This is a genomic window from Halorubrum sp. Boch-26 (assembly GCF_029889805.1).
GTDB lineage: Archaea > Halobacteriota > Halobacteria > Halobacteriales > Haloferacaceae > Halorubrum.
In genome coordinates, this window is the sequence record NZ_JARANT010000089.1 from 1 (window position 1) to 11,284 (window position 11,284).

General features: G+C 69.2%; 11 protein-coding genes. 8 read left to right on the forward strand and 3 right to left on the reverse strand.

The window, feature by feature from the left end; translation table 11 throughout:
- The first annotated feature begins 280 nt into the window (after positions 1–280).
- Both OQF71_RS11725 and OQF71_RS11730 read left to right on the forward strand, forming a co-directional pair.
- On the forward strand, positions 281–976 hold the full coding sequence (locus OQF71_RS11725; RefSeq protein WP_280587881.1) for a phosphoribosyltransferase: 696 nt from the start codon (positions 281–283) through the stop codon (positions 974–976).
- A 9-nt stretch (positions 977–985) separates the two neighbouring features.
- The gene (locus OQF71_RS11730; RefSeq protein ID WP_280587883.1) at positions 986–1,651 is read left to right on the forward strand and encodes an HD family hydrolase; all 666 of its coding nucleotides are present in this window, start codon (positions 986–988) and stop codon (positions 1,649–1,651) included.
- Positions 1,652–1,655: 4 nt separating this feature from the next.
- On the opposite strand, the gene OQF71_RS11735 is transcribed toward OQF71_RS11730, so the two are convergent.
- Complete coding sequence (locus OQF71_RS11735; protein ID WP_280587884.1) at positions 1,656–2,426, reverse strand: helix-turn-helix domain-containing protein; 771 nt, start codon at positions 2,424–2,426, stop codon at positions 1,656–1,658.
- An 88-nt stretch (positions 2,427–2,514) separates the two neighbouring features.
- Here OQF71_RS11735 and OQF71_RS11740 point away from each other — a divergent pair, with 88 nt between their 5' ends.
- The 3 genes from OQF71_RS11740 (at position 2,515) to OQF71_RS11750 (ending at position 6,507) form a co-directional block, all read left to right on the forward strand.
- Positions 2,515–3,630 (forward strand): MBL fold metallo-hydrolase, encoded by a 1,116-nt coding sequence (locus OQF71_RS11740; protein ID WP_280587885.1) that lies wholly within the window; start codon positions 2,515–2,517, stop codon positions 3,628–3,630.
- Between the two features lie 3 nt (positions 3,631–3,633).
- A complete protein-coding gene (locus tag OQF71_RS11745) occupies positions 3,634–4,923 on the forward strand; it encodes an MFS transporter (RefSeq protein ID WP_280587886.1) in 1,290 nt (429 codons plus the stop codon).
- Between the two features lie 153 nt (positions 4,924–5,076).
- The gene (locus tag OQF71_RS11750; protein ID WP_280587887.1) at positions 5,077–6,507 is read left to right on the forward strand and encodes an FAD-dependent oxidoreductase; all 1,431 of its coding nucleotides are present in this window, start codon (positions 5,077–5,079) and stop codon (positions 6,505–6,507) included.
- Positions 6,508–6,659: 152 nt separating this feature from the next.
- Here the strand turns inward: OQF71_RS11750 and OQF71_RS11755 are convergent, their stop codons facing one another.
- Both OQF71_RS11755 and OQF71_RS11760 read right to left on the reverse strand, forming a co-directional pair.
- The gene (locus tag OQF71_RS11755; protein ID WP_280587889.1) at positions 6,660–7,106 is read right to left on the reverse strand and encodes a hypothetical protein; all 447 of its coding nucleotides are present in this window, start codon (positions 7,104–7,106) and stop codon (positions 6,660–6,662) included.
- 99 nt (positions 7,107–7,205) lie between these two features.
- Entirely contained in the window at positions 7,206–8,702 is a 1,497-nt protein-coding gene (locus OQF71_RS11760) for an HD domain-containing protein (protein ID WP_280587891.1), read from the reverse strand.
- Positions 8,703–8,815: 113 nt separating this feature from the next.
- On the opposite strand from OQF71_RS11760, the gene OQF71_RS11765 reads away from it, so the two are divergent.
- From OQF71_RS11765 to mtnP, 3 genes are all read left to right on the forward strand, one after another.
- The gene (locus tag OQF71_RS11765; protein ID WP_280587893.1) at positions 8,816–9,016 is read left to right on the forward strand and encodes a hypothetical protein; all 201 of its coding nucleotides are present in this window, start codon (positions 8,816–8,818) and stop codon (positions 9,014–9,016) included.
- Complete coding sequence (locus tag OQF71_RS11770) at positions 9,016–10,011, forward strand: putative sulfate exporter family transporter (protein WP_280587895.1); 996 nt, start codon at positions 9,016–9,018, stop codon at positions 10,009–10,011. Before OQF71_RS11765 ends, OQF71_RS11770 begins: the two co-directional genes overlap by 1 nt.
- A 79-nt stretch (positions 10,012–10,090) precedes the next feature.
- Positions 10,091–10,957: an S-methyl-5'-thioadenosine phosphorylase gene (mtnP, locus tag OQF71_RS11775; protein ID WP_280587896.1), complete on the forward strand. Its 867-nt coding sequence runs from the start codon at positions 10,091–10,093 to the stop codon at positions 10,955–10,957.
- Positions 10,958–11,284 lie beyond the last annotated feature (327 nt).

The following is an 11,284-nucleotide window of genomic DNA, read 5'->3' on the forward strand; positions in this document are numbered from 1 at the left end:
CGTGCGTCGTCTTCGCCTCCCTCCCGGCAGCCCCAAAGAAACCCACCCGCACCGCAACCGCACCTCACGCCTCCCCAACCTCGTCGCTCGCTCGGGGCTCCCGCCGGTCGCCCGCTCCCTCGCGACTCCCTCGCGCGGGCTCCTCGCGCCCGGGGGGCGCTCGGAGGCGCGCGCCACCGCGGTGTTTTCGCGTGAGTCGTGCCGCGGTGCTTGCCCTCGTCGCCTCCCCTCCGGACCGTTGCTAAACCCTTATCAGCGCGCGGGTGGGAGAAACGGCCGTATGAGTAACCTCCCGGACGACTTCGACTGCACTCTGACCAACTGGGAGTACATCTACGGGCTCTGCCGCAACGTGTCGAACGAGGTGAAGCGCGCCGACTTCGAGCCGGACGTGGTCGTCGCGCTCGCCCGGGGCGGCTGGTTCGCTGGGCGGTGTATCTGCGATTTCCTCGGGCTCAACGACCTCACGAGCCTGAAGATGGAACACTACGTCGGCGCCGCGGAGAAGACCGACGAGCCCCAGATCCGGTACCCGATGCCGGAGGGGAGCGTCGAGGGGAAGAACGTCCTCATCATCGACGACATCGCGGACACCGGCGGCTCGATCCGCCGCGCCGAGGAGTACGTCGAGGACCGCGACGCCGGCGAGGTCCGGACCGCCACCCTCCAGCTGCTCGGCACCTCCGAGTTCCAGCCCGACTTCGTCGGCGAACGACTCGAACAGTGGACGTGGGTCGTCTACCCGTGGAACTTCCTCGAAGACATGATCGACCTCACCGAAGGCGCGATGGTGCGCGCCGACCAAGAGGTGTTCGACCGAGAGGCCGTCCGGCACTACCTCGAGGAGTTCCACGGCATCGGCCGCATCGAGATGGAGGTCGCACAGCCCGACCGGCTCGGCGAGGTGCTCGACGAGATGGTCCGCCGCGACGTGGCCGCCCCCGCCGGCGACGAAGCTTGGACGCTCGTCGAGTAGTCGTCCGCGATGACCGGCGACGAACCGGCGTCGGACGGTGACGCCCCCGACGCCCGCGGTCCGGACCCCGAGATCGACGCCCTCCTCGACGCCTACGCCCTCAAGGACGAGCGGCGCACGGGTTGGCAGCTCCGCGGCGTCGACGCCCCCGAGTCGGTCGCCGCCCACGCGTGGGGCGTCGCGTACCTCGTCTTGACGCTCGGCGACCGGTTCCGGGCCGACCTCCCCGAGGTCGACCTCGACCGCGCGCTCCGGCTCGCCGTGGTCCACGACGTCGCCGAGGCCGAGACCGGCGACGTCGCGACCCGCGCCGACTCGACCGCGGACCCGGTGGATCCGGCCGCCAAGGAGGCCGCCGAACGCGAGGCGATGCGCGACCTCGCCGGCCCGCTCCCCGACCGCGTCCGCGACGCGTGGGAGGCGTACGAGGCCCGCGACTCGCCGGAGGCCGTGCTCGTCAAGGAGTGCGACCTCCTCGACGTCTGCCTGCAGGCGGTGATCTACGAGCGCGGCGACCGGTACGACCCCGCCGCCGGCGACCCGGACGCGTTCCGCGAGTACGACGACCTCGACGAGTTCTTCGCGACGACCGAACCCCGCCTCCGGACCGAGACGGGCCGCGCGCTGTTCTCCCGGCTTCGGGACCGGTATCGGGCCGCGCGGGACGGGACGTGAGCGCTCAGTCCGAGGCGCGCTTCCGGTCTCCGTCGCTGACCTCGTCGGCCGCCCGTTCGGCCCGACGGGTCTCCGCTACCTCCAGCGGGTCGCCCGTCGACATCGCGGTCACCAGCCGCAGGTACTGTCCCGCGCTCGTAAGCAGCTTGTTCTCCGCCTTCCGGAGGTGTTCCTCGTACGTCGAGCGAGCGACGGCCGTGAGGTCGGCAAGCTCCCGCAGCGAGGTCCCCCGCGGCTGGGTGTAGTAGCCGCGCTCCAGCGCCAACCGGAGCGCCGCCAGCTGTCGGTCGGTGATGTCCTCGAACAGCTGATTGGCCGGCGCCAGCATGCTGTGCGGGATCTGCTGTTCCGAGATCGAGGTCTTCGAGAGCAGCTCGATCTCCCTGTCGGCCCGCAGGTCGTCGAGCAGCTCCCCGATGTCCGCGTCGTCGAACGCGACCACCGTGTAGTGCTCCCAGCCCTGCCGGTAGATCGTCGGCGACTGATACAGGCAGTTGTGCTCCTCGAAGCGATCGATGACGGACTCCTCGAGCGAACAGAGGCAGGACTGCGTGACGACGTGGTACCCGTCGTCGTCCTCGGACTCGTGGAGGACGGTCCCGAGCCGGTCGATGTCGTCGAGCAGCGCGTCCGTCGGGGTCGTCTCCGACGTGATCTCGAGCACCTGACAGTCGCTCAACGGCCACTCGCGTATCGTGAGGTCCGGATGTCGCTCCGAGATCTCCCGGTACGGGCACTCGTGTTTGACCTTGATCGAGGCCTCGTACAGACTCATACGGGGAGTTTGGAACTACCGTTGATTAACAGTGCCGGTCATGTCCGGCAGCGGTCGTATCCCCCTGTCCCCGCTATTCCTGAGTACGATGCAGGAGATATCGCCGGACGCGCTCAGCGAACAGCTGCGAAACGACGACGCGGGACCCCTCGTCCTCGACATCCGCCACGAACCGGAGTTCGAGGAGTGGCACATCCCGGGCAGCGTCAACGTCGACGTGTACGACGAACTGACCGGCGACCCCGAACGCGCCGAGCCGGCGCTCTCCGACCTCCCCCGCGAGTCGCGGGTCGTCACCGTCTGCGCCGAGGGCGTCGTCTCGCAGACCGCGACGGCGGTCCTCCGCGAGCTGGGCTACGACGCGGTGACGCTCGCGGACGGAATGAGCGGGTGGAGCCGCGTCCACCGGCACGCCGAGGTGCCCGTCGACCTCGACGGCGCGCTCGTTCAGGTCGCACGCCCGGGCAAGGGCTGTCTCTCGCACGTCCTCGTCTCGGACGGCGAGGCCGCCGTCTTCGACCCGTCGCACTACCTCGACGAGTACGACGCGGTCCTCGACGAGTACGGCGCGGAGCTCGTCGGCGTCTTCGACACGCACGCCCACGCCGACCACGTCTCGGGCGCCGCGGCGCTCGCCGACCGCCACGGCGTCCCCTACTCCCTCCACTCGAAGGACGCGCTCGCGCTCGACGCGACGCCGATCGAGGACGGCCAGGCCGTGGTCGTCGGCGGTCTCGCCGTCGAAGTCATCCACACGCCCGGACACAGCGAGGGAAGCGTCGCGTTCGACGTCGGCGGCGGCGCGGCGCTGCTCACGGGAGACACCCTGTTCCACGACAGCGTCGGCCGCGTCGAACTCGGCGTCGAGGCCGGCATCGAGGACTCCGACGTCGAAGGGAACGCCACGACGCTGTACGAGAGCCTCCGGCGGCTGCTGGACCGGCCGGACGGCGCGGTCGTGCTCCCGGCGCACGACCCCGGCTCGCCCGAACCGCCGGTGGCCGCGACGCTCGGAGAAGTCACAGCGCGGAACGCGGACCTCGGTCGCGACCGCGAAGCGTTCGTCGCGGAGCTCGCGTCGGACGTCCCGGACCACCCGCCGAACTTCGAGCGCGTCAAGCGCGCGAACGTGGGACAGGAGTCGGTTCCGACGGACGAGCTGGCCGAGCTGGAGCTGGGGCCGAACAACTGCGCGGCCGAGTGATCCATGAGCACGGCAACCGATATCAAACAGGGAATTCGCGAACACCTCGGTCAGTTCTCCTTACACGTCCTGCTCGTCTTCGCGACCGGACTGACCATCGGGTCCGAGCGCACCGTCGTCCCCGCGCTGGGAGAGGACGTCCTCGGCGTCGAGTCGTTCCTCGTGATCGGCTCGTTCGTCGTCTCCTTCGGGGTCGTGAAGTCGATCCTCAACCTCTACGCCGGGAAGTGGGGCGAGGAGTACGGCCGCAAGCCCGTGCTCGTCGCCGGGTGGGTCACGGCGCTTCCCCTGCCGGTCATCCTCATCTTCGCCCCGAACTGGAGCTGGCTCACCGTCGGGAACATCCTGCTCGGGATCAACCAGGCGCTGACGTGGAGCATGGCGATCAACGCCAAGATCGACCTCGCGAGTCCCGACCAGCGCGGCCTCGCGGTCGGCATCGACGAGTCGTTCGGCTACACCGGCGTGGCCGTCGGCGCCTGGGTCACGGGCGTCATCGCCAGCCGGTGGAGCCTCCGGCCGGAGCCGTTCTATTTCCTCGCGGTCGTCGTGGCCCTGGCGTTCCTCATCTCGGTTTTCCTGATCAAGGAGACCGTCCAGTACGCGGAGGCAGAGGGCGACGACGACGCTCGCGACGCGAACCTCCCGTTCAAGGAGGTGGTAAAGCGAGCGACCTACGGTGACCGGACGCTGTTCGCGGCGGCGCAGGCGGGTCACATCGAGAACTTCGTCGACACGCTGTTCTGGATCGCCGTCCCGCTCTACTTGCTCAGTCAGGGGCTCGATATCGCGGCGGTCGGGGCCGTGGTCGGCGTCCACAGCGCGATGTACTTCCTGCAGATCGGCACCGGCGGGCTCGCGGATCGGATCGGTCGGCGTCCGCCGGTGATCGCCGGGATGTTTCTGGCCGGCGCGGGCGTGCTCGGAATGGTCCTCGTCGAGGGGTTTCTCCCGTGGGCCGTTCTGGCCGCCGTCTCCGGGCTGGGGATGGCGTTGCTGTATCCGAACCTGATGACCGTCCCGAGCGACGCGGCCCATCCGACCTGGCGGTCGGCCGGGATGGGGGTCTACCGGATGTGGCGCGACTCGGGCTACGCCGTCGGCGCGGTCCTGATCGGGCTCTCGATGGAGTTCGTCAACGCCGAGGCCGCGTTCTATCTGACCGCAATCCTGATGTTCCTGTCCGGCGCGGTCGTGTACGTCTGGATGGAGGAGACTCACCCCGAGTTCGGGACCCACGAGCCGCCCGCTCCCGCGTCGGAGCCACCGGACGGACCGGCCGCGCAGGACTAGCTCGGCGGCGCCACCTCTCTGCAGAGATGAATTCGACGTTCGTCGAACCCCGAAAACGACGACTGTAGGTCCTCTTCCGGCCGATTAGCGCCGAGAGATAGCAAGACCGTTAACGGCCGAGTTCGTTCCGGAGAGTGAGAGCTTTCATCACGCATGTCAGAACACACTGATCTTGTTATTGTCGGCGGCGGTATCAGCGGGGCGTCGCTTCTGTACGCGGTCGCGAAGTTCACCGACGTCGACGACGTCACGCTGATCGAGAAGGAGCGCGAGATCGCGGCGGTGAACTCCCACCGCACGAACAACTCTCAGACGCTCCACTTCGGGGATATCGAGACGAACTACACCTTAGAGAAAGCCGAGGAGGTCAAGGAGGGAGCCGAGCTGCTCGCGGGCTACCTCGAAGGCACCGACCCCGACCGCGAGATGCACAGCAAGCGGAGCAAGATGGTGCTCGGCGTCGGCGACGAGGAGGCCGAGAAGCTGGAGGAGCGCTACCACGAGAACGGGTTCGGCGACCTCTTCCCGAAGCTCCGCGAGATCGGCCGCGAGGAGATCGCGGAACTGGAGCCGAACGTCGTCGAGGGTCGAGATCATGACACCGAGCTCAAGGCGCTCCAGACGCCGGACGGCTACGTCGTCGACTACGGCGCGGTCGCGAAGTCGTTCGTCGACGACGCCCGCGCCGAGGACGGCGTCGCCGTCCACCTCGGCACGGCGGTCGAGAACGTCGACGAGGGCCGCGACGGCTTCACCGTCGAGACCGACGACGGCGACTTCGCGGCCGACGCGGTCGTCGTCGCCGCCGGCTCCCACAGCCTCCAGTTCGCCAAGGAGATGGGGTACGGCGAGGACATGTCGCTGCTGCCGGTCGCGGGGAGCTTCTTCCTCGCCGACGACCTGCTGAACGGGAAGGTGTACACGCTCCAGATGAAGAAGCTCCCGTTCGCGGCGGTCCACGGCGACGCCGACGTGCACGACCAGGGGGTCACCCGATTCGGTCCCACGGCGAAGCTCGTCCCCGCGCTCGAACGCGGCGAGCTCTCGACCGTGAGCGACTTCGCCGACGTGTTCGGTTTCTCGCCCGCGTCGATTCTGAGCTACGTCAACATCCTCTCGGACCGCATCCTCTTCCCCTACGTCGTGCGAAACCTCGTGTACGACATCCCCGAGCTCGGGAAGCGCGCGTTCCTGCCGGACGTCCAGAAGGTCGTGCCGAGCGTCGACGTCGACGACATCGAGCGCGCGAAGGGGTACGGCGGCGTCCGCCCCCAGATCGTCGACACGAAGAACAGGGAGCTCGACATGGGTGAGGCGAAGATCACCGGCGACGGAATCCTGTTCAACATCACGCCCTCGCCGGGTGCCTCGACCGCGCTGAAGAACGCGATGACCGACGTGCAGACCGTCCTCGACTTCTTCGAGGCGGACCACGAGTTCGACGAAGAGGCCTTCCGCGACGCCACGATCGAGAACTTCACGCGCGTCGACGACACGGCAGACGCGTCCGACTCGAACGCCGACGGCGACGACGCTGACGAAGCGAATTCGGACGACCGCGTTCCGGTCGAGGCGGACGACTGACGCGAGTAATGACGGATCGGGCACGACCGCCCGCCTCCACGCGAGCCCGCCTTCATCGATCCTCAAACTGGTTCACGACGTGCCAAACTGCTTCGCGACGTGCCAAGCTGCTTCGCGAACTACCAAACTGCTTCGCGACGTGCCAAGCTGGTTCACGAATTCCCGAAACGGTTCACGGTTCGACGGCCGAGCGCTCCCAGCGCGTGACTGACCACGACGAGTACGACCGCTATCGGCGCCCAGAGCGCCGGCGCTCCGTGTCCGTCAAACGACAACACGAACGCCACGGGAGCCGCCTCCCGCGTCGAGATCAGCCACGTGTAGAACGTCAACGGTCCGTACACCGGCCCGAACACCAACGCCGAACTGACGAGCAATCCGCTTCCGCGGTACGCGGCGCCGACCGCGAGCAGCGCGCCGAGCAGGACGAACAGCAACAGAGTCACTGCGGATCTCGCGTCGAAGACGGCGTGTAACGCGAACGCGAACAGCCCGGTCACACCGAACAGCCCCGCCCCTACCGCGGCTCCCAATCGTCTCGGCGACGACCGCGTTCCGAGGAGCGCCCGCCGGACGGTCTGTTTCGCGTCGGAGTTCATGGCGTGGGTTCCGGAGGCCTCGGCGTCTCCGATCGGGTACGTTCCCCCTCTGGATAAATCACGGGCGAGACGACGCGGTCGACGGAGTCGCTGCTCCGCCTACGTCCCCGTCGCGACGACGGTCTCCCGTTCGAACGCCTCCCGGAGCACGCGGATAGCCCGCCGCTTCGTTCCGTCGGGAACGAACACGAAGGGGATCGGCACGTCGAACGCGCGGTCGCCGTACAGCCCCCAGTCACCGACGGATCGCGTCGTCCCGCCGTACGCGATGGGGATGTCCTCAAGCTCGTCGGGGTCGTACGCGGGCACGTACGAGCGGTCGATCCACACCTCGTGGACCGGCACGTCGAGCGCGTCGGCGAGGAGCCGTTCCAGTCGCTCGTCGCCCTCGGTGAGCCACGCCGTGAAGTCGTCGAGGTCGAGGCCGCGTTCCCCGTCGCGATCTCCCCCATCGCGATCCCCCTCGTCGTCGTCACCGTCACTCTCGTCGTCGTCACCGTCACTCTCGTCGGCGCTACCGATGTCGCCGCCGATCCGGTCGGCGAGCGCGATCCGGTGTTTCCAGCAGGTGGCCGGGAAGCGTCGCCCCCGGAATCGGTCGTACATCGACGCCAGCGTCGAGTCGGGGTGCTCGCGGGCGGCGGTCCGGAGCCGTTCGAGCACCGCGTTGTCGTCCAGCTCCCGCGAGAGGACGCCGTCGACCGTCACCGGGCTCTCGCCGGTCACGCGCTCGTACTCGCCGAGCAGCTCTTGGAGAAGCCGGTTGGCGTAGACGGCCTTGTGGTGCTGCGTGACCCACATGTACAGCGCGATCCGGCCTTCGAGGTAGTTGCCGATCGTCGAGAGCGCCTTCTCGGTGAGCGCGAGCCCCTCCTCGGGATGGGCCGTGTAGGCGTCGACCATGCGGTCGACGTCGAAGCTCAACACGCCCGCGCCGGTCATCTGGTTGTCGCGGGTGATGTAGTCGAGGCGGTCGACGTCGATAGGGGAGTGGAGCAGCTGTGCGCCGACCCCGTACTGCCAGGGCTCCCCGCGTTCGTACGCGAGGCTGTAGCCGAGCACGTACGCGCACACCTCGAACGGATCCACGTCGAACGAGCGCAGGGCGTCGCCGTACTCCTCGACGATGAGGACGCAGCCGAGCAGCTCGTGCGGGCTCGCCGACCGGAGCGGCGCCCCGCCGACGCCCGCCCGGTCGAAGGCGTCGACCAGTCCGGTGTCGACGACCCGCTCGCGGAGGACGCCCTCGTCGAGGAACCCCTCCGAGAGGTGCGAGAACGGCGGGTGACCGACGTCGTGGAGCAGACAGGCGCACTCCAGCGTGCGCTGGACCTCCTCGAGCTCGTCGGTCGTCACGTTCTGCGTGACGTACGGCTGCCGACGGAGATTTTCGAAGACGGTCCGCCCGAGGTGGTAGACGCCGAGCGAGTGCTCGAACCGCGTGTGGTTCGCGCCGGGGTAGACCAGATGGGTCGCCGAGAGCTGCCGCACGTACCGCAGCCGCTGGAACGGTCGGGTGTCGACGACGCCGTCGACGAGCGCGTCCGGCAGCTCCACGTAGCCGTGGACGGGGTCTTTGATCTGAGTGGTCGGCATCCGAATGTGCGTGGATCGACGCCCCGGGACCTGCCTCTTTCGGTCGCGCGACCGACGCCCGCGTCGCCGATCGATTCCGTCCTTATAAATATCGAGCGCGCCGATCCGCGGACATGGAACCGGAGGCCGGCGACGGACCGAGCGACGGGGCGGACGACGCCGACGGCGACACGGTCGATACGACTGACACCCGCGGCACCGGGTCGCCGCTCGCCGACCGGTGGACCGCGCTCGACCGCGGCTGGCAGGCGCTCGCGCTCGGGCTGGGGATCGTCGCCGCCCACCTCGCGGGACAGGCCGCGGGCCTCTTCTGATGGGCGTCGTCGACGCCGCCCGGCCGTATCTCCCCGGCCTCGCGCTGCTGGCCGCCGGGGCGCTCCTCTCGCACCTCGTCGCCGGCGCGGTCGACGGGCTCCAGCCGCTCGTCGTCGCGGTCTCGCTCGGCGCGCTCGTCGGCAACGCGGTCGGAACGCCCGACGCCGCGAAACCGGGGGTCGGCGTCGACAAGCTCTTCTTGGAGACCGGGATCGTCCTGCTCGGCGCCGCGGTCGTCGTCGAGGAGTTCCTCGCCGCGGGGCCGACCGTGCTCGGGCTGGTCGTCGTCGCGGTCGGCGGCGGACTGCTGCTCGCCGAGCTGATCGCGCGGGTCCTCTTCCGGCTCGACGGGACGACGCCCTCGCTTCTGGCCGCCGGCGCGAGCATCTGCGGCGTCTCCGCGGTCGTCGCGATCGGGCGCGTGCTCGACGCGCGCGGGTCGGCGATCACGTTCGCGGCGGCGACCGTTCTCCTCTTCGACGCCGTCACGCTCGTCGCGTTCCCGATCGCCGGCGAGTGGCTCGGGCTCACCGGCCGCCAGTTCGGCGTCTGGGCCGGCGTGAGCATGTTCTCGACCGGCCCCGTCGCGGCCGCGGGGTTCGCGCACTCGCCGGAGGCGGGCCAGTGGGCGACCGTGACGAAGCTCGCGCGCAACTCCCTGTTGGGCGGCGTCGCCGTCGCCTACTCGCTGGCGTACACCGCGCGGTCGGCCACCGAACCGGGCGTGCGCCGGCTGTGGGCGGAGTTCCCGAAGTTCCTGCTCGGCTTCCTCGCGGTCGCCGCGGTCGCGAACAGCGGGCTCCTCTCGCCCGCCGCGCTGGAGTCGATCGGTCGGGTCTCGGACGCCCTCTTCACCCTCGCGTTCGTCGGCCTCGGGCTCTCGATCCGCCTCCGCGAGATGCGCGAGGTCGGCGGCGCCGCCGTCGGCGCCGTCCTCGTCCACCTGCTCGTCGTGAGCGCGCTGGCGCTGGGGGCGGTGCGGTGGCTGCTGTGAGACGCGTCGGCCGCGAGCGGCCCGACCGCCCGCCGCCCGCGTTCACTCCTTATAAGTAGCGAGCGGGCGCACTCCGCGTATGAGCACCATCGGCTTCATCGGCGGCAGCGGCATCTACGAGGCGCTTCCCCTGAACGACGTGCGCGAGGAGGAGTACGACACCCCCTACGGCGAGCCGAGCGACGCGATCACGATCGGCGAGTTCGCCGACACGGGCACGGAGGTCGCCTTCCTCCCCCGACACGGCTCCGAGCACGGCGTCTCGCCCACCGACCTCCCGTACCGCGCGAACATGTACGCCTTAAAAAAGGCGGGCGTCACCCACGTCTTCGCGTCGAACGCGGTCGGGAGCCTGAAGGAGGAGCTGGAGCCCGGCACCCTCGTCGTCCCCGACCAGATCTACGACCGGACCAAGCGCCGCGACCTCTCCTTCTACGGCGACGGCGTCGTCGTCCACCAGCCGTTCGCGGACCCGTACAGCCCGGAGCTGGTCGACCACCTGACCGAGGCCGCGGAGTCGGCCGCGCCCGCCGACACCGGCGTCGTCAAGGGCGGCACCTACGTCTGCATCGAGGGCCCGCAGTACTCGACGCGCGCGGAGTCGGAGTTCTACAAGAGTCGGGGATGGGACCTGGTCGGCATGACCGCCATCCCGGAAGCGAAGCTCGCCCGCGAGGCCGAGATCGCGTACGCGACGATCGCCGGCGTCACCGACTACGACGTCTGGAAGCAAGACAGCGAGGTGACGCTCGCGGAGGTGCTGGAGAACGCCGAGCGGAACCAGACGGCGATCAAGGCCGCCGTCGAGGAGGCGGTCCGGACGCTCCCCGACGACTTGGAGTGCGAGGCGCACACGTCGCTGGCGGGCACCGTCAACACGCCGACCGACGCGATCCCGGAGGAGACGAAGGAGCGCGTCGAGCCGTTGCTGGGCGAGTACTTATAAACGAATGATGCCGGATTATCGGTGAACACCTCCGGAGCCTCAGCCGCTCAATTATAAATCGCCGACTCCGGATCGACGGAGAACACCGCCAAAGCCCCAGCGGGGAGGACGGCGCACGCTCGCTGCGCGCCTCACTCGGTCGCTCACTTCGTTCGCTTCCTCGTTGCGGTGCTTACGTTGCCTGCGCCGTCCTCCCCGCTGCCCCTTTGAGTCCCTCCCGCACCACTGGAAGACGGTCCTGCTCGCTCACTGCGTTCGCTGCGCGGGCTGCGACTTCCATGCTCCCGCTCGTTCCACTCGCGGGACCGCACCCGCACCTCACGCCTC

What these genes read in the sequence shown, in the direction of transcription:
- OQF71_RS11725 (WP_280587881.1), top strand. Translation starts at nt 281, where the DNA reads ATGAGTAACCTCCCGGACGACTTCGACTGCACTCTGACCAACTGGGAG.
- OQF71_RS11730 (WP_280587883.1), top strand. Translation starts at nt 986, where the DNA reads ATGACCGGCGACGAACCGGCGTCGGACGGTGACGCCCCCGACGCCCGC.
- OQF71_RS11735 (WP_280587884.1), bottom strand. Translation starts at nt 2,426, where the DNA reads ATGAGTCTGTACGAGGCCTCGATCAAGGTCAAACACGAGTGCCCGTAC.
- OQF71_RS11740 (WP_280587885.1), top strand. Translation starts at nt 2,515, where the DNA reads ATGCAGGAGATATCGCCGGACGCGCTCAGCGAACAGCTGCGAAACGAC.
- OQF71_RS11745 (WP_280587886.1), top strand. Translation starts at nt 3,634, where the DNA reads ATGAGCACGGCAACCGATATCAAACAGGGAATTCGCGAACACCTCGGT.
- OQF71_RS11750 (WP_280587887.1), top strand. Translation starts at nt 5,077, where the DNA reads ATGTCAGAACACACTGATCTTGTTATTGTCGGCGGCGGTATCAGCGGG.
- OQF71_RS11755 (WP_280587889.1), bottom strand. Translation starts at nt 7,106, where the DNA reads ATGAACTCCGACGCGAAACAGACCGTCCGGCGGGCGCTCCTCGGAACG.
- OQF71_RS11760 (WP_280587891.1), bottom strand. Translation starts at nt 8,702, where the DNA reads ATGCCGACCACTCAGATCAAAGACCCCGTCCACGGCTACGTGGAGCTG.
- OQF71_RS11765 (WP_280587893.1), top strand. Translation starts at nt 8,816, where the DNA reads ATGGAACCGGAGGCCGGCGACGGACCGAGCGACGGGGCGGACGACGCC.
- OQF71_RS11770 (WP_280587895.1), top strand. Translation starts at nt 9,016, where the DNA reads ATGGGCGTCGTCGACGCCGCCCGGCCGTATCTCCCCGGCCTCGCGCTG.
- mtnP (WP_280587896.1), top strand. Translation starts at nt 10,091, where the DNA reads ATGAGCACCATCGGCTTCATCGGCGGCAGCGGCATCTACGAGGCGCTT.